Raw genomic sequence first — 16,410 nt, forward strand, 5'->3', positions numbered from 1 at the left:
ATAATCTAATGAGCTATGTTATAATAAATTTCGGGTTCGCTTGATACATTATAAATCCAACTGCCGCACCGCACCAGAAGTGCATTCTTACCGTAGTACAGCCTTTTCATTCCGGCAATGCTCCCGGACTTGTGGAAATTAGGGAAACGGCTTATACCTATTCTCTCACCATCCCGCCTGTAAAGTGTCTTTGTTCTCATGTCAAAGCTGTTTTTAATGAGTTATAAAAATCTGTGAAAAGTCTTTTCGCCTCTTCCATCTCATCCACAATGTCCTTGATATGGTAAGGTGCACCACACTTGCCGTGCCCGTCATGGCCAATCCACCGATAGGCTTCATAGTCGGGGTCAAAGTCCTCGCAATACCGCTCCACATCCCCAAGAAACCCGCCAAATTTGTTTCCTGTCAGCTCGGCGCAAAATCCGTAATCCAGTCCATGCTTTGTGTAATAGCGGAAATCGAATACTACAGTGTCTTCTTCCTCGTCTGTGCTTACTGTCCAGCCGAAATCGAAGGCGATGCTTTTGATTAGTTCTACTGTTGTCATAGCTTTGTTTTTTATTTTCCCTTTGTTCCGAGTCTTCCGACCCGCCGCAGGGATTGTTTTTATGTGCGGTTTCCACGGCGAAGACAAGGATGGCAGGCAAGGAATCAGCGGTGAAATTTTATGAAAAGCCGCTATCTGTGATTACGGAAAGTTTCCGTCAAATTTTATCCTGATAGGCAATGCGGTCCTTGACCGGCTATCCGTTCGCCGTACCTTTGCCGCATAAAAACAGCCTGTGGGGGTGTTGGCGGTACATGGAAATGAGCTTTATCCATTATAAAAGGAGGGAGACCATGACCTATGGGCATGTTATAACAGGCTCGGCCAGTCCCGTTGTGAGGCAGCCACCACCGGCTGGGATACCGCCTCTGCCGATGATGGCTGTCTTGTCATTCAAATCATATCTTATTTACAATGTCCTCCAGATATTCAATCCGCCTATATACGGCGGATGCTTCAGGATAGCATTCCGTCAATTCCGCCCATTCGAGGGTCTTATGCAGTTCGTCAAAAGTCAGTCTCAATTCTGCAAGTCCCTCCCGTAATTTCCGTTTTAAATCAATTCTTTCCTGTTCGTTCATAATCTTTTAATTTAGAGTCAGAAATGATAATCAATGACGCCTCCGATGTAGAGCAGCGTGCCGGGTTCATACCCACAAACCTCGCGCATAAACTCGTAAGACTGTTCGGCATAGGATTGCGCACCCTCCGTATCCGTGTAAAACCAATAAGCTGTTTCAAGCGGGTTCTTCAAGTATTTTTCAAGCTGATAGACCGGGCCAATCCAATCCTGTACAGTGTCGGGAGTAACGGCTTCCACCTTGTTACGCAAACCTGCGACAAATTCTTCCTTCCACTTTTCCACCCCACCGATGTAGCGGATTGTATCTTCATCGACAAGCTCGAACATCCCTTTGGGCAGGATATGGTTTACCAATACGTCAATGTGGTACTTGCGCTCCTCCTCGTCAATTTTATCGCAATAGTCAAAATAACTGTTATCGCCCTGCATAAGCGTGTCCTCGTTCAGATAGCATTCCTTGTCCACCTTTGTCGTTGTGATTTGAAAAATTTTGCTGTGCATAATCTTGAAATTTAATTTGTTGAACATTCTTTTTTCTTCCCTTTTCTCGAAAGCCTTCTTCGGCTTCCTTGTCGGGAAAGATTTTACATGCAAGACAGACAGCGTGTAAAGAACAGGAAAGGCAAGGAAACCGTCAGGGATTTAACGGAATACCCAACCCTGCGGGGAACTGAAAGTTCATCTTCGATTTGGGAAGGCTGCCGCTCAATCCGTGAACCGGTTAGCGTAGCGGTACTTGACGGCTGGACGGACGCTGTACCTTTGCATGGGAAAATCACTCCGGCGGGGAATGCCGAAGCGGAGGAACGGTCGATGGCCCATGATAAAAGCGGACAGAAATCGCGGAATAAAAAGGCAGGACGGCAGGGACATACAAAAGGTTGCAGTGCCTTCCAAGGCATCCGGTTAAAACAGGGAGCAGGAACCGGAAAAAGGATTGTGATGACATGAAAAATCCCCCGAACTGACTTGCAGCCCGGGAGATATGCCCCTTTACCCGAGTCAACTTATCACCTCAAACTCATGCAGGTAGCAGAAAGCATCTTCGTACTTCTCACTCCATTCTGCATCAAGAGCTTCGACATCCTTTGCCGACCTTATTGGTTTCCCAGTCTCTTTCTCAATCCACTTGAACGCATCTTCCTGATTCTCGAAGTATTCGCTGATGTACTCTTCTTCGGGCGTACAGGCATCAAAAAAATACCTGTCGGGGAAATAGACACCCGAAATGTCGTTCGTTTCATAAATTCCCATGCCCGGCTCTTCCGCCTGAAAATAATAGTAAAGTGACGGATATTTTTCCCTCACAAGGTCAAACACCTCATTGCAGGGAGACCACGCCGTTTCGGTGTATAACCTTATCACTTCGCCGTCCATTTCAAGGCAGCTCCACTCACCACGACAGCTTACATCGTTCCAATCCTTGCCCAGGGCATCTACAAGGCATCCAAGCCATGTAGTCCCGAAGCCATTTTCCACTGAAGGCTTTTCCATGTTTTCCAATCCTTTCATTAATTCATAGAGGCTCTTGATTTCATTTGCATCGCCCTCTATTGCGTATGCACTACTGCACCAGTTTGGCATAACTCTAAATTTTTATTCGTTAAACTTTCTTTTTCCTCCCTCTTCTCGAAAGCCTTCTTCGGCTTCCTTGTCGGGAAAGATTTTACATGCAGGACAGACAGCGTGTAAAGAACAGGTAAGGCAAGGAAACTGTCAGGGATTTAACGGAATACCCAACCCTGCGGGGAACCGGCGGTTCATCTTCGATTTGGGAAGGCTGCCGCTCAATCCGTGAACCGGTTAGCGTAGCGGTACTTGACGGCTGGACGGACGCTGTACTTTTGCATGGGAAAATCACTCCGGCAGGGAATGCCAGAAAGCGGAGAGAGTGGCTATGAGGCAGATTAAAAGCGGACAGAACTTGCGGAGTATAAAAGTAAGCGTGATTACTGGATACAAAAGGATATCATACAAATACCCTTTTGGATAGGGAGATGAGTTCATACCTTAAGTGATGATACATCGCGGATAAAGTATTATCTCCCAAACACCACATATTGCTGAGTTTATACTTTATCTCGATTATTTTAGCAGATAAAGTATAAACTTATTCGTAAAAAGTTTGGCTATTACATTCAGATTAAGTACTTTTGCCCCAAATACAGAGTATCATGCAGGACAAACTGATTTCACGAAAGAAAGAATGTGAGGATTTACAACGTTGTCTGGATTCAGACCGTTCGGAATTTGTCATTATAAGCGGCCGCCGTCGTATAGGTAAGACATATCTTATAGACAAATTCTTCAACTACAAATACGATTTTACGTTCGTGGGTGAGCATAAGACTTCAGCAACGATTCAGATAAAGAACTTCATGCGGGCACTTCACCGCCAGTCCAAGAAACGCCAACCGAAAGCGGAGACATGGTATGATGCCTTCAATGCGCTTGAAGATTATCTTGAAACATTGCCCTCTGACAGAAAGAAGGTTATTTTCATTGATGAAATGCCGTGGATGGATACACAACGCTCGAACTTCGTCAGTGCATTGGAGAATTTTTGGAACGGATGGTGCAACAGGCGCACAGACATCATGCTTATCGCCACCGGTTCGGCGACATCATGGATGGCAGACAAAATAGTAGGAAATCAAGGCGGTCTCCATGCAAGAGTCACCTGCAACCTGCACCTGCCACCGTTCAATCTGCACGAAACGGAAGAATACCTGAGACAAAGGAACTGTCAATGGGACAGATACCAGATATTACAATGCTACATGATATTAGGAGGCGTACCATACTACTTGAGCCTTCTGAACATGTCAGATAGCCTTGTTCAGAATATAGACCGGCTGTTTTTCACCGAAGGAGCATTGCTGAGAAATGAGTTCGATGAACTATACAACGCCCTTTTTGCCAATGCGGACACTTATATATCTGTAGTCAAACTATTGTCAGAAAACAAGTCTGGGATGTTAAGGGAGGACATAGCCAAAGCCACCGGCTTGGAAGGTGCGTTTCTCAGCAAAATATTGAAGAATCTGGAGCGTTGCGATTTTATCACCCGGTTGTCACAATATGGGCAAAAAGTCCGAAACAACATATTCCGGCTTACGGATTTCTACACGCTCTTCTATTATAAGTTCATTGAAAACAACAACACCAAAGACGACAGGTGGTGGAGCAACAACATGAGTTCACGCAGTGTATCCGCATGGATGGGGCTGAGTTTTGAATTGGTGTGCCTGAATCACCATAAACAGATTAAAGGAGCACTTGGGATTGCCGGAGTGGGAACCGCCATATCCACATGGCGGAGCACGGCCGATCCTGAAAAAGGGATTCCCGGCTTTCAGATTGATCTGATAATCGAACGAGCAGACAGGATTATCCACTTGTGCGAAATGAAATTCAGCACGGACCAATATGGCATCACCGACAGCTATGAAAAAAAACTGAGGGAACGTATGGGACTGTTCCGAATGGCGACAAAAAACAAGAAATCGCTTGTTATCACTTTTGTGACGACATACGGTGTAGTAGGTGGAAAGCATAAAAGTATTGTCCATAGTGAGGTAACTATGGATGATCTTTTTCAGGCATAAGCGATAGTCAGAAGTAGATTCTAATAAAAAAGTGAGAGCCAATCCATCACGGACAGGCTCGCACAAAAAATGAAAAAGCAGTTTCCATTTATGAACAAAAAGACTACTTATCTGAAATAAAGTTCTACTTTCGTGTGTCTGTTGGCTTCGTTCGGCACATAATACGATATGCCGCCCTCGTATGTTCTGGTAATGCTTTCTGCCGATAAGCCACGCTTGATGAGTTCACCGGCAATGTAATCGGCTCTGGCTGTGCTCAACGCATTGTTGATAGAAGCTGTGCCGGTTGCGCTATCTGCCGCTCCCGTGACTTTTACGGACAGTCCATACTTCTTGGCTACATGAGCGAGCGCGTCAAGATTGACCTTTTGCAGAGAGTCCGTAAGGCGGGCTGCATTAAGGTCGAAGAAGAAATAGACCGGAGAACCTATACATTCGTCTCCATGCTGCATGAGGGCGAAATAACCGGCTGCGGAAACAGTGTCCGGGCGGTTGGTTGCCGCATTCCGTTTTCCGGGCAGGCTGTCCGTTCCCACTTTGCAGATGCTGTCCGTATTCATGCCCTGAATACTGTCTGTACCCGTTTCTGTTACAAGGGGCGAGTTGCCGTCCCAATGACGGTTCTTCAACCGGGCTCGGAGGGAGTTCAGTCCGCTGTAATTGTTTACGGGAAACCTCCTGTCATCGGCTTCCATGTCTTCAAACAGATGTCCGTAAGTGTCAAGCAGCCCTTCTATTTCGAGAATCTTCTTCAGCTCGTCCAAAGTCCTTCTTTCCTTGTCCAGCTTTCCGGCATATTGCCTGTTCCGTTCTGTCAGGGTGTTCGCATAGCCGGTCAGCCACTCGTTGCGTCTTTCATACGGGCGATGGTCAACAGCACGTTTCCAGCCGACCTTGCCGATGCTGAAAGAGAATCCCGCCGTCAGCGAGAGCATGTGGTCTCCGAGACGGTTCGCTTTCCCGTATCCATCGAAGTCCTGGAATGTGGTCGTCCCGGAAAGTTCCATCAGGACGCTTACTCTCCTGGATATGCGGTACTGGCCCTGTATGCCGTATGATATGGCAAGAGGGTTGTGTCCGTTGTCCGCATTGTGCAGCAGTCCGAGACCCGCATACGGGGAAAGCCCCCAGCGAACCTCGTCTTGTTTTGCATACCTGTTTCCGAGCAGATTCCACATCAGATCCGCATGGACATGATGATATTCCTGTGTGGACAGTTGACTGTCCTTGAAATGCAGCCCGCTGTAATTGACACGGACGCCGACCGACGGTGTGAACCATTTGCCCACACCTATAGTGTACGAAGGCTTGAGTCTCCCGAAAAGGTCTTCACAGCCGAGCGGCGTGCCGAGAAACGCCGATGCCCCTCCGGACAGGCTGACAAACCAGTTGCCGCTTTTGCGTGTCGGGACTACCACTCCGTCAAGATAAGAGGGCTGCATCGGGCGTAGCATTTCAATGCCGTTACTGAAACTTTCATATCGGACAGTATCGCTGTCCGACGGTGCAGCATTCGCATGGTTGTGCAGCGAACAAAGTGCCGCAAAGAACAAAATGATATGTTTCGTCATAATCTGATACTTTATTGGTTGATTCTTTTGATTTATGGGTCAGGGATGCCGGTCAACGCTTGGGCTTCCTGCCGATTGCAGGCTTCATCATGCGACTTGCCATCCTCATGCAGCGGAGAGCCCATGCACGGTTGTCCTCGTCTTCGTCCCGTCCCCATTTGAGGTCGCTCTTGCTTCCGCCTCCGCCATGTGTTTCGGCAAAGGTGGTGGCATCATCGACCATGCCCAGGAATAGCAAGGTGGCGCAGTGCATGACCTCTTTCCCTTGTTCCGCTATGGACTGTACAAGAGTGCCGTCAAACATCTGCCGTTCCGGCCCGGTCATCCGTGCCGAAAGGTCACGGAACTCATTCACCATATTTTCCAGCATCGCATCCTTGAGCAGACTGTCCACTTTGGAATGGACATCACGGGAGTATTTGTAGGCTTCTTCCTTGAGATGTTCTGTCCTCTCCTGAATGGCATCCATGTTCTCTTTGAGGTCGGACAGCTGTCGGTCAGCCAGCTTCAGCTTATCCTGTTTGTCTGCCAGTTTAAGCTGGATATAGGCAAGCTCCTTTTTCAGCTTGTCCGTCTCGGCGGATATGGCATCGGCATCGCCCTTGTGCTCTTTCAGTTCGTCTTCAAGAACAGCGAGCCTTGCTTCCTTCTCCGCCTGCTTCTTCTGGAGATTTTCCACCATAGAGGTCAATCCTTTGACCCTGCGTTCTGCCAGCCTGATGTCCGACCGGAGGTCCGAAAGGACTTCCTTATGACGGGCAATCTGCTCCTCGATGGTCGTACATTCCTCCGACAGCATACGGCGGTATTCCTCGGTCGTTCTGTGACGAGCGCCGGACTCTGAGACGCTGCTGCCTCTGGCAAGTCCCCACTTCCTGTTCACCTCGGCAAAGTCGCTGTGCAGCTGCTTCATTCTCGCGCTGTACTCGTATTTGTCCTTTCCGGCAAATATCTCCTTGTATGCAAACTTGCCGTCCTTTATTGGCAGTAGCGTACAATGTATATGGGGATTCTGTTCATCGAGATGTGCAACAAACGCCGCTATATTCTGCTCGCCATACTTGTCACAGATGAATCTATAGGCATCCTTTGCCCACTGCTCAATTTCCGGCTTTCTGACGATCCGGCTGTTGTCCGCTCCTTGCTCGAAATCTACATCCTGCTTTCCAAAGGCAAGCTGCCGCATCAGCTCGCGGGAGCCGCCGAGGATAATGTTGACCACCGTCCTGTACTTGGGCTCCACCAGTCCTTCGTTCGGGTCCTTAATACCCCGCAGACGGAGACTGTCGGCCATCCTATCCGGAATGCTCCGGCTTTTGTCCACAGGACGCACCTTGCCGTTTACTATCTCAAAGTTCAGATGTTCCCTTGTCGGGTCGTAGTTACCTTTCTTCATGGCATATTCCGCCGCCTTCTCACTGCGGTTACGCAGATGTTCGTTGCTTTGGGCGGTGGTGATTCCTTTGGAGACCTGAACGTCGAGAACCTGTTTTGCATTTGCCATACTGCTTCTTCTGTTGCATTGGATAATCTTTCATGTCCCAGCTTGCTGCCTGCCTGGACATCTCTCCCAATGGCTCCTGTCATTGGGGTATTAGGCTCCCCATCCCTTTGTTTGGTGGCAGACGGGCAAGCCCGGATGCCTGTTATAAACGGCAGGACGGCTACGCCGGCTGAAGGACGGATTATCCGTGGTTATACAATGGGGTTCGACAGTCCGCACCTGCGGATTTCTCCAGGGCTTTCGCCGCAGCCGACAGGAACGGGTCGTGAAGGTCGTCAAGGAGCAGCTGACGGTCGTCGTCGTGGTCGATGTCCTTTTCTTTCCCTGAGTTCAGAATTTGCTCTGCAAGGGTCTTTGACAGGTCAATGAATGACGGCCAGCTTGCTCCCAGATCAAAACAGAAGTATTGCATGAGCTTCATGCTTTCTTCCGGCTTCGACCGGCGCAACACTTTCCGCAGGGCAGCAAGGACGATGCACTCCACAGCGGTGGTGTGGATTTCCAGCACTCGCGCGTTCATTCTCTCCGGCAACTTCTGCAAGGTGACACGGCAGTCGTCTTCCGGCAGTTCATACTTGAGTCCGGCATCGGTGATGGCCTGGTGTACAATCTGACCACACGCAATACCAGCGTCATCGGAAGTGATGCTGCCGTTTATCCATTCGGACAGGATTCCGTTCAGTTGACGGACAATGCCTGCGGTTCCCTGTACAATATCGGGTACGGCATGGCTGCCATCATGCAGGTGCATGGTGATGACCATGCTTTTCGGCAGTTTCGTCCTTTCCAGCTGTCCGAATGATTCCAGCGTATCCAGAAAGGAACGGACAGTGGCCCTGTGCCACCGCCATTCGGTTGCGAGGTCTGAAACGGTCACATGGCACTGCCTCGGCCTGAGCTCGAAATCCTGATTTCTTAAAAAAGGGGAAACAAAGCCTGCCAGCGACTTGTCCAACAGGTCGCAATAGGCTTCCGTCCTTGTCTTGCGTTCACCGACCTTTTCCTTGAGGAAGTCGAACAGACCGATACATGTCGATATGGTTGCGGTCATTTCTTCTTTATTCTTCATCTTCATTCTGTTTTTTGTGATTGACTATTGTGCGGATAAGATAAGGCCGCTTCTGTCCGCATTATCATGGCAGCCTCGCGTGATGATTGCAATGGTAGATGTCGGACATCTCATCCGGATGTTCCGACAGGTAAAGTCTCTTGTCCCTATCCTCCCATTCGGCCAGAACTCTGCCGGAGGGATAGAACAGGGCTGCCAGAAGGATATATGAGACGGTAACGGACAGGGTGAACAACTGCGGCACGATACATACAGCCAGTGCGAAGACGCCGCAGGCGACAAATGCCTTCGGACGGTCGAGCAGCTTGCGGAGCCATCTGTCCGTCCTCCTGGCGGAGAACATGGCGGCACATACGATGGCAGACAATACCGTGCCGAACTGTCCGGGATGTCCGGTCGTATAGACATAATGGAAAAGGAGCAACAGGACCACAAGCACCTGCGTGTAGAATTTGCGGGCCTGGGCATTGTCTGTCATGGCACGGTAGAATGCTGCCATGAAGGAACGGCGGCTCCTGTACAACGCCATCGGCAGAATGACAAGCAGTGCTATGAATACAAATTGTAATAGAAGGCTGGTCATAGGTAGGATGGCTTTGATGTCAAATGTATGGGCTGTTCAAGCAGCTCCAAACGTACAATGCCGTGTGTGGCCAACAGTATGATGGCTTCTGCATCTGGAGCCGTGAGATACATGGCGGCTTTCTTGATTCGCTGACGGAACTGCCTGTCCTGCTTGCGCAATGTGGCCAACGCCCTGTCCAAATCGTGTTCGGGAATGTTCCACACGGTGCCTTCGGCACAGCCTCCGTTCGGCTTGAATGCCCGTAGGACCAGCGTGCGGGAAACGAGGTAGTCTGTCCTGTCGCTCCTTGCGATGACGTGCTCCCTGTAAAGGCTGGCATCGGCCACCTCAATCCATGTCCTGTGTGCATTGATCCAGTACACCATCTGTCGGTACAATGTATTTCTCATATAAAATCCATCAATAAGTCTTCCTTGTTCCTCCTGTATTTCAATGTGCCACTTTTCGAATGCAGTTTGAGATCAAGGCAAAGGTCGCCGTACATCAGATCGAGCGAATCGTAAATAGTGGCGAAAACGCAGCTGACCCTGCCATCGGCATCGGTCTTGGCGTTCATCTTGAACATCTGCCCGAATGCGGGATTGGAGTACGCACAGGTACTGTGCCCGTACTGCTCCGTCGGCATCGGGATATGGTGGTACAGCGTAATCAGTTCCATGTCGTCCTCGAACATGTCCATTACCTCTTCCAACTCGTAGGTGTCGCGTAGAGGAAATGTAAGCAGTACATAGTCTCCGTAGAACTGCGGTTCCTCCATTGTCGTCACATCGAGAAGCTGCGGCAACTGCAACGGGACGAAAGAAAGGAAATCGTTCAGAAAATGTCGTAGCATATTCATGTCTGTTTGTGTTTCGTTCATAATGTCCGGATGTATATCCCCATCAGCGTGCCGGGCAGTTCCGCCAGTCCGTTATTGTCCGACTGCAGAACATCTCCCAGCCGGGTAAAAGCCGCAGGCGTCTGTTCCGCAATGTGGCGCAACTTCTCTTTTTCGTATCCGGAAAGCAAGGCCATACAAATGCCGTCCATCGAGATGTAGGGCTGCAGTATCATGCACGCATATCCGAATGCCTGCGCCTTGGATTTTACTTTGTCCTCGCGGATGTCATCAAGGCAGGCAACCGCATTCTGTATAATCCGGCGGTTGGTACGCATGGCCATGTATATCATCGCATCCCGGTAGGATATTTCCTTTTTCTCCGCAGCGAGGAAAACCAACGAACAGCACCGTTCCGTGTCTTTTGTCAAATCCGACACATCCTCTTCGGTCTGACCGTCAAGGTGCGCAAGAAAGGTGCGGAACATGACATCCTCGTCCCTGATGAATGTTTTCAAGTCGGTAAGATTGTGTATTCCGCCCTGCAATGTCCCGGCAAGCAACCGGCGGTACGCCGAACGAATGCCGTTGCCGTCAATGGCAAGGGGCGGGATACTGTCAAGAGAACAGAAGAACGGCCTTATACTGTCTGCCGCATCCGTTAGTTCCTTGTCGCCGCAATAGGGAGAAGTCCTTTCCATGAGCGTGAACACGTCCTGATAGGAACGCGGTGCTGACCCTGCCAGACGGGTGAACTCCGTGTGGAGAGAATCGTGAACCTCGTTGCATTTACCGTACAGGTCGGAATGGGGATTGCCGGAAGTGTCCTGTGTCGCATAGAAAAAGACGGAATCCTTGAGGGACTGCCACCGGTTGATACTAATTGCCAGCTCTTCCGTCGAGAGGCTGTCCATGTTTCTGATTTCACTTAGGAACTTTCCGTATGTTCCGGCAGGATCTTCTTTCATTGACGATTCGGCACTGCCATTTCCGTTACTACAAGATACGGACAGGAACATGGCTACCGATGCGGCAACCAACCCGGCCAAAAGAGACCTTGATTTTGAATATGATTTTGTATCTATCATCTTGCAATTTCAGACTAAAAACGACACAAAACTATACAATATTTGCCATAAAACGCGATATAAAACCGCATTTTGATAATTATTTTTATTCATATTCAACAGTATGATTTCCAATGAAAACAAGTGAAAGAAAAAGTAAGTTCAGAATACGATTTTTAGAATAAATATATCGGAGTATGATTTCAGACAAACAAAAAACATTATCTTTGCATCGGTTATTATTTTCAGCATAAGACAATGGCAAAAGTTGGATACATATTCAAGGCTAATCACTATGACTCATACGAGGCCGATAAGGAATGGATGTTGAAATTCGGCTGTGTACAGGTGATTGAGGAAGAGACTGACCATGAGCTGATGCGTCCGCAATGGAAACAGCTCATGAATGCCCTTGACCGGGGCGACGAGCTTGTGGTATCGAAGTTCAGTAACGCGGTTCGCGGAGTGCGGGAACTTGCCTTCTGCATAGAGATGTGCAGAATCAAGGTCGTGCGCCTGATTTCCATTCATGACCGAATTGACAGCTGTAATGAACTGTTCAAGGAAACTACGGCGGCGGAGGTTCTTGAAATGATTGGAGCCCTTCCGGAAGAAATAGCCGCATTGCGGAAGTCTTCCAGCCATATCATGCTGTTCCAAAAGAACATCAAATCTCCGGCCAAGACGGTGAAGGCTTTATCCCGGACTGAACGGGAAAGAACCATCGTGGATATGTACAATGCCGGTTATTCTATGGACGACATTGCCAATGTAAGCGGATTCAGCAGCATGAGTTCGATATTCCGTATTTTGAACAAATACAATGTCAATTTGAACAGAGGACGGACCAAAGGACCGAGACGGAAAAAGGGAACAGAAGAAACGGAGTGAAATTAAAGTTTTAACAATGGATAAAGAGATAGTTACAGAGCGACTTATATTGCGTCCCTGGCAAGAGTCGGATGCAGAATCCTTATATAAATACGCCCGGGATCCCGAAATCGGCCCTATTGCGGGCTGGCCTCCTCATACTTCTGTGGAAGACAGCCTGAATGTGATCCGGACTGTGTTTTCCGCTCCGGAGACCTATGCTGTGGTCCTGAAAGAGACAGGCGAGCCTGTCGGGAGCGCAGGAATCATGGACGGAGAAGGTCTGCACACTCAAATGCAGGCAGGCGAGGCTGAAATAGGCTACTGGATAGGCAGGCCGTTCTGGGGACAGGGTCTTATACCAGAGGCCGTGCGCCGCCTGCTGCGAAGGTGTTTTGAGGATTTGGGAATGACCGCCGTCTGGTGCGGGTATTATGACGGCAATACGAAATCCTGCCGGGTGATGGAGAAATGCGGTTTCCGTTTCCATCATACGGAAGAAGGCAAGACCTCCCCGCTTGGCGATGTCCGCACGGAGCATTTCATGCGGATGACGAAGGAGGAATGGGAAAAATAATAAAAGAATATGAACGTCCTAAAATCTCTTCCCGTCTGGCTCTGTTTTATTCCCGTAGCCATCCTCAATGGCGGGCTGAGGGAATATGTATTGGTGGAAGCTATCGGAGAGGAATGGGCATTGCCTGTCAGCGGAATCATTTTAAGCGTGTGTATTTTCCTGATAACTTGGATGCTATTGCCTCGAATGATAAAAGCCTTTACCTCCAAAGATGGCTGGTTGATTGGGGTAGGCTGGGCATTGTTGACGATTGCTTTTGAATTTGCCGCAGGACTGGCGGGAGGCAGTACCGTTTCGGAACTTTTAGCCGCTTACAATCCGTTGTCCGGCAATTTATGGCTGTTGGTTCTGGCGACTACTTTATTATCACCAATCGTGATGAAGAAATGCAGATTAGCTTAAAAAGAAATAGATATGAAAGACGAAATAATTCAATTCCTGAAGGAAAATATCATTGGCAAGAATTTGTTTACGGATGATGTAGTCTATCAACTTGACAACGGAAAGTTAGAAGGCGTGTATAGCGACAAGATAGTGTTTTCCGATTTGGCAAAAACCGAAAACGGCTTCGGCTTCAATATGACCACAGTCACGCATGAACTGATTTATAATATAGATGGGAAAGGCTCAAGAATGACCGTTGCCAAAGATTATACCGGAACGAGTGTGTTTCGCTATGAATTGGCTATGCGGAAAAGCACCAATCAACTGACCGGCTATATGCGTTGTATCTCAACAACAGTCCAAAATCAGACGATGGAAGCCGTGGTCTGCGGAATATTCGATGTGAACTTTGACGGCAAAGAACTGAAATGGCAAGAAAACCAGTTGTTGTATAGAGACAACCCTATAGGAGATGACAACTATAAGCCTGTTGCGTTCGATGCCAAAGTCCGTTTCCACCTTGATAAGGGGAAAGCCGTGTTTGAATATATTCCTACGCTTTGGGAGGTAAATCCGGACACGTTAGCGAAAAGTTTGTCTAAAGACGATTACCCTGCTTATATATCAAAAGAAAGATAACAGTTTGACTACTTAAAATAGCAATTTATGGATTTGGCTGATTGGTTCAAAGGTTTTGAGAAAGGAATTGCCAAACTTGCAGCGGAACAAAGGGAGCAATTCTTTTCGGAATGCGGAAAGCATTGCGTACAGTGCGGAACGCTTCAGGTTTATAAAGACCTGTATGAACAGGCAAAAGGAAATATGGACGATTTTTTCTCTAAGGCCAATGAATTGCCGGGTGTAAGATGCGAAACGATAGAGAAAGGTTCTGTTTATAACCTGTATTTCCTGGAATGCACCTGTGGGCTTCATAAACAAGGTTATGTTTCAACACCTTTGCTCTGTGAGTGCTCCAGGCAAAGCATCCTTTACGTCCTGCATTCATTATGGAAAGACAGGACTTTTCGGGTAACTATTTGTGAATCCATCTTACGGGGAGACCAACATTGCAAAATGCAAATTGAAACAATAGACGACAATGGAAATTCATAATTTATTGGATGCCAAATCAAGAGCCGAACTGCGTGAATGGCTATTACAAAACCATAAAACAGAAAAAGAATGCTGGGTAGTTGTGAAACGTGGCAGACCTACAGATGACAATACTTTCTGGTATATTGATGCTGTAGAAGAAGCCCTATGCTTCGGCTGGATAGACAGTACAACTAAGAAAATAGCAGATGATGTAACAGCCCAGAAACTTTGTCCCAGAAAACCGAGAAGCAATTGGTCCGAGCTTAACAAGGAAAGATGCCGTAGGATGGAGCGGTTAGGACTGATGACTGATGCCGGAAGAGCCGTTCTGCCGGATATGTCACCTAATGGTTTTATCATTGACAAGGATATATTGCAGAGACTACAATCCGATCCGGTAGTGTGGAATAACTTCTGCCAATTCCCTGACTTATATAAGCGAATCAGGATTGATACTATCCAAATCAAGAAGAATCAGCCCGAACTTTTTGAAAGTCGCCTGAACAAATTCATAGAAAATACCCGAAAAGGACTTCTCTACGGAGAATGGAATGATAACGGAAGATTATAAAAAATACAGAAATAGTATCAATCCATTTCTATTTTTACTACTTTTGTATTTGGATATTAAAAACAAAGATTGTTCAACCCGTATGAAATGGCAAGTGTGCATATAGCTGCGCTCAACGGATAGCATTTTAATCAAGCTATTCAGCAACGGACAGGCTTATAACAGGTTTGTCCTTTTTTGTTTTGCCATTATTCCAAATTTATAACCATGCGATGTGTCATGCCGCCTTATGCAGCGGGACTTGTCGCACCATGTCAAGTTGAACAATGAACTATACATATAAACATATTTGGCTCATCAACTTTCCTGTAATGATGAGCATCCTTATCGAACAACTTATCAATATCACTGATGCCATTTTCCTGGGGCATGTGGGAGAAATAGAATTGGGCGCATCCGCCCTTGCCGGGATTTGGTATCTGGCTGTCTATATGCTCGGCTTCGGTTTCAGTCTGGGCTTGCAGGTCGTTATCGCACGGCGCAACGGCGAACAACACTATTCCGAAACAGGGAAGACGTTCTTTCAAGGATTGTTTTTCCTGTCGGGACTTGCTGTCCTTTTGTGTTTGTTCTCCAAGCTGTTTTCCCCGATGATTCTAAGTAGGCTGATAACTTCTGCGGAAGTCTATCATGCCGTGATTGATTATTTGGACGGACGAATATGGGGACTGCTGTTCTCCTTTCCGTTCCTTGCCTTACGCTCGTTTCTGGTCGGCATTACCCGTACAAAAGCCTTGAACGTGGCGGCCCTGACAGCCGTATTGGTGAACATTCCGGGCAACTGGCTGCTCATATTCCATTGGGACATGGGGATAGCGGGTGCAGCCGTCGCATCGTCTTTTGCCGAAGCGTGTTCATTGGCTGTGCTGACAATTCATGTCTTACGGAAAATGGACAGACGGCTTTATGGTTTGTATTGGAACTTTGATAAAGGTTTGTTACATCATGTTTGTCGTGTGTCCGTATGGAGCATGTTCCATTCGTTTATCGGAGTGGCCTCGTGGCTTGCTTTCTTCGTAGCTGTCGAGCATTTGGGAGAAATGGAACTGGCAGCTACCAATGTCATACGCAGTGTCTCGACGGTGTTCTTTGTCATCGTCAATTCGCTGGCGGCTACTACCGGTTCGCTGGTAAGCAATTTGTTGGGAGCCGGACAAAAGAGACAGGTTATCCCGCTATGTAACTGTGTTGTCCGTTTGGGATATGCCATCGGCTTTCCGCTGGTCATCCTTGCCGTGATTTTCTATCGTCCGATTATCGGTATTTATACGGAAAGCACAGCTCTGATGCAGATTGCCCATTTGCCGTTTGTAGTCATGTTGCTGAACTACATCTTTGCCTTGCCCGGCTATGTCTATATGAACAGCGTAACAGGTACGGGGGCGACACGCATGACGTTTATCTTCCAACTGATAACTATCGTGGCTTATCAAATTTATTTGTGGAGCATAAGCAGTTTCAGCACGTCATTGTCCGTTTATTGGACAGCAGAATATCTGTATGTGATATTACTCGGCTTGCTTTCTGTCATTTATCTGAAATATAAACACTATTAAAAACA

21 protein-coding genes are annotated in these 16,410 nt (G+C 47.8%); 9 read left to right on the forward strand and 12 right to left on the reverse strand.

Features of this window, described 5'->3' with window-relative positions; genetic code table 11:
* Window positions 1-5: 5 nt before the first annotated feature.
* The 4 genes from BQ7483_RS02490 to BQ7483_RS02505 form a co-directional block, all read right to left on the reverse strand.
* Window positions 6-200, reverse strand: a complete 195-nt coding sequence (locus BQ7483_RS02490) for a hypothetical protein (RefSeq protein ID WP_072544722.1) — start codon at window positions 198-200, stop codon at window positions 6-8.
* On the reverse strand, window positions 197-547 hold the full coding sequence (locus BQ7483_RS02495) for a hypothetical protein (protein WP_013616460.1): 351 nt from the start codon (window positions 545-547) through the stop codon (window positions 197-199). Before BQ7483_RS02495 ends, BQ7483_RS02490 begins: the two co-directional genes overlap by 4 nt.
* Before the next feature lie 398 nt (window positions 548-945).
* Entirely contained in the window at window positions 946-1,128 is a 183-nt protein-coding gene (locus BQ7483_RS02500) for a hypothetical protein (protein ID WP_072544723.1), read from the reverse strand.
* 17 nt (window positions 1,129-1,145) lie between these two features.
* Window positions 1,146-1,631, reverse strand: coding sequence for a hypothetical protein (locus tag BQ7483_RS02505; RefSeq protein ID WP_072544959.1), 486 nt, complete (start codon window positions 1,629-1,631; stop codon window positions 1,146-1,148).
* 87 nt (window positions 1,632-1,718) lie between these two features.
* On the opposite strand from BQ7483_RS02505, the gene BQ7483_RS17675 reads away from it, so the two are divergent.
* The gene (locus BQ7483_RS17675; protein ID WP_072544724.1) at window positions 1,719-2,081 is read left to right on the forward strand and encodes a hypothetical protein; all 363 of its coding nucleotides are present in this window, start codon (window positions 1,719-1,721) and stop codon (window positions 2,079-2,081) included.
* 51 nt (window positions 2,082-2,132) lie between these two features.
* Here the strand turns inward: BQ7483_RS17675 and BQ7483_RS02515 are convergent, their stop codons facing one another.
* Complete coding sequence (locus tag BQ7483_RS02515; protein ID WP_072544725.1) at window positions 2,133-2,714, reverse strand: hypothetical protein; 582 nt, start codon at window positions 2,712-2,714, stop codon at window positions 2,133-2,135.
* Between the two features lie 590 nt (window positions 2,715-3,304).
* On the opposite strand from BQ7483_RS02515, the gene BQ7483_RS02520 reads away from it, so the two are divergent.
* Window positions 3,305-4,738 carry an AAA family ATPase gene (locus tag BQ7483_RS02520; RefSeq protein WP_072544961.1) on the forward strand — a complete coding sequence of 478 codons (1,434 nt, stop codon included), beginning with the start codon at window positions 3,305-3,307 and terminating at the stop codon, window positions 4,736-4,738.
* A 107-nt stretch (window positions 4,739-4,845) separates the two neighbouring features.
* On the opposite strand, the gene BQ7483_RS02525 is transcribed toward BQ7483_RS02520, so the two are convergent.
* From BQ7483_RS02525 to BQ7483_RS02555, 7 genes are all read right to left on the reverse strand, one after another.
* Window positions 4,846-6,309 carry an OmpA family protein gene (locus BQ7483_RS02525; protein WP_072544726.1) on the reverse strand — a complete coding sequence of 488 codons (1,464 nt, stop codon included), beginning with the start codon at window positions 6,307-6,309 and terminating at the stop codon, window positions 4,846-4,848.
* 52 nt (window positions 6,310-6,361) lie between these two features.
* The gene (mobV, locus tag BQ7483_RS02530) at window positions 6,362-7,813 is read right to left on the reverse strand and encodes a MobV family relaxase (RefSeq protein ID WP_072544727.1); all 1,452 of its coding nucleotides are present in this window, start codon (window positions 7,811-7,813) and stop codon (window positions 6,362-6,364) included.
* Window positions 7,814-7,994: 181 nt separating this feature from the next.
* Window positions 7,995-8,882, reverse strand: coding sequence for a hypothetical protein (locus BQ7483_RS02535; protein WP_072544963.1), 888 nt, complete (start codon window positions 8,880-8,882; stop codon window positions 7,995-7,997).
* Window positions 8,883-8,946: 64 nt separating this feature from the next.
* Window positions 8,947-9,465 carry a hypothetical protein gene (locus tag BQ7483_RS02540; RefSeq protein WP_204245997.1) on the reverse strand — a complete coding sequence of 173 codons (519 nt, stop codon included), beginning with the start codon at window positions 9,463-9,465 and terminating at the stop codon, window positions 8,947-8,949.
* The gene (locus tag BQ7483_RS02545; RefSeq protein WP_013616450.1) at window positions 9,462-9,857 is read right to left on the reverse strand and encodes a hypothetical protein; all 396 of its coding nucleotides are present in this window, start codon (window positions 9,855-9,857) and stop codon (window positions 9,462-9,464) included. The genes BQ7483_RS02540 and BQ7483_RS02545 overlap by 4 nt, the downstream gene beginning before the upstream one ends.
* Window positions 9,854-10,306 carry a hypothetical protein gene (locus tag BQ7483_RS02550; protein ID WP_072544728.1) on the reverse strand — a complete coding sequence of 151 codons (453 nt, stop codon included), beginning with the start codon at window positions 10,304-10,306 and terminating at the stop codon, window positions 9,854-9,856. The genes BQ7483_RS02545 and BQ7483_RS02550 overlap by 4 nt, the downstream gene beginning before the upstream one ends.
* Window positions 10,307-10,323: 17 nt before the next feature.
* Entirely contained in the window at window positions 10,324-11,253 is a 930-nt protein-coding gene (locus BQ7483_RS02555) for a hypothetical protein (RefSeq protein ID WP_235847291.1), read from the reverse strand.
* A 357-nt stretch (window positions 11,254-11,610) separates the two neighbouring features.
* Here BQ7483_RS02555 and BQ7483_RS02560 point away from each other — a divergent pair, with 357 nt between their 5' ends.
* The 7 genes from BQ7483_RS02560 to BQ7483_RS02590 all read left to right on the forward strand — a co-directional run bounded on the left by BQ7483_RS02560 (window position 11,611) and on the right by BQ7483_RS02590 (window position 16,405).
* The gene (locus BQ7483_RS02560; RefSeq protein ID WP_072544730.1) at window positions 11,611-12,243 is read left to right on the forward strand and encodes a recombinase family protein; all 633 of its coding nucleotides are present in this window, start codon (window positions 11,611-11,613) and stop codon (window positions 12,241-12,243) included.
* A 16-nt stretch (window positions 12,244-12,259) separates the two neighbouring features.
* The gene (locus tag BQ7483_RS02565) at window positions 12,260-12,799 is read left to right on the forward strand and encodes a GNAT family N-acetyltransferase (RefSeq protein ID WP_072544731.1); all 540 of its coding nucleotides are present in this window, start codon (window positions 12,260-12,262) and stop codon (window positions 12,797-12,799) included.
* Window positions 12,800-12,808: 9 nt separating this feature from the next.
* Window positions 12,809-13,201, forward strand: a complete 393-nt coding sequence (locus BQ7483_RS02570) for a hypothetical protein (protein WP_072544732.1) — start codon at window positions 12,809-12,811, stop codon at window positions 13,199-13,201.
* Between the two features lie 12 nt (window positions 13,202-13,213).
* The gene (locus BQ7483_RS02575; protein ID WP_072544733.1) at window positions 13,214-13,822 is read left to right on the forward strand and encodes a hypothetical protein; all 609 of its coding nucleotides are present in this window, start codon (window positions 13,214-13,216) and stop codon (window positions 13,820-13,822) included.
* A 27-nt stretch (window positions 13,823-13,849) separates the two neighbouring features.
* Complete coding sequence (locus tag BQ7483_RS02580; RefSeq protein ID WP_072544734.1) at window positions 13,850-14,296, forward strand: hypothetical protein; 447 nt, start codon at window positions 13,850-13,852, stop codon at window positions 14,294-14,296.
* Complete coding sequence (locus BQ7483_RS02585) at window positions 14,283-14,849, forward strand: YdeI/OmpD-associated family protein (RefSeq protein WP_072544735.1); 567 nt, start codon at window positions 14,283-14,285, stop codon at window positions 14,847-14,849. The genes BQ7483_RS02580 and BQ7483_RS02585 overlap by 14 nt, the downstream gene beginning before the upstream one ends.
* Window positions 14,850-15,115: 266 nt before the next feature.
* Window positions 15,116-16,405 carry an MATE family efflux transporter gene (locus BQ7483_RS02590; RefSeq protein WP_072544736.1) on the forward strand — a complete coding sequence of 430 codons (1,290 nt, stop codon included), beginning with the start codon at window positions 15,116-15,118 and terminating at the stop codon, window positions 16,403-16,405.
* The last annotated feature ends 5 nt before the right edge of the window (window positions 16,406-16,410 follow it).

The sequence above is a fragment of the Mediterranea massiliensis genome, from assembly GCF_900128475.1.
In the GTDB taxonomy this organism is placed as follows: Bacteria; Bacteroidota; Bacteroidia; order Bacteroidales; family Bacteroidaceae; genus Bacteroides; species Bacteroides massiliensis_E.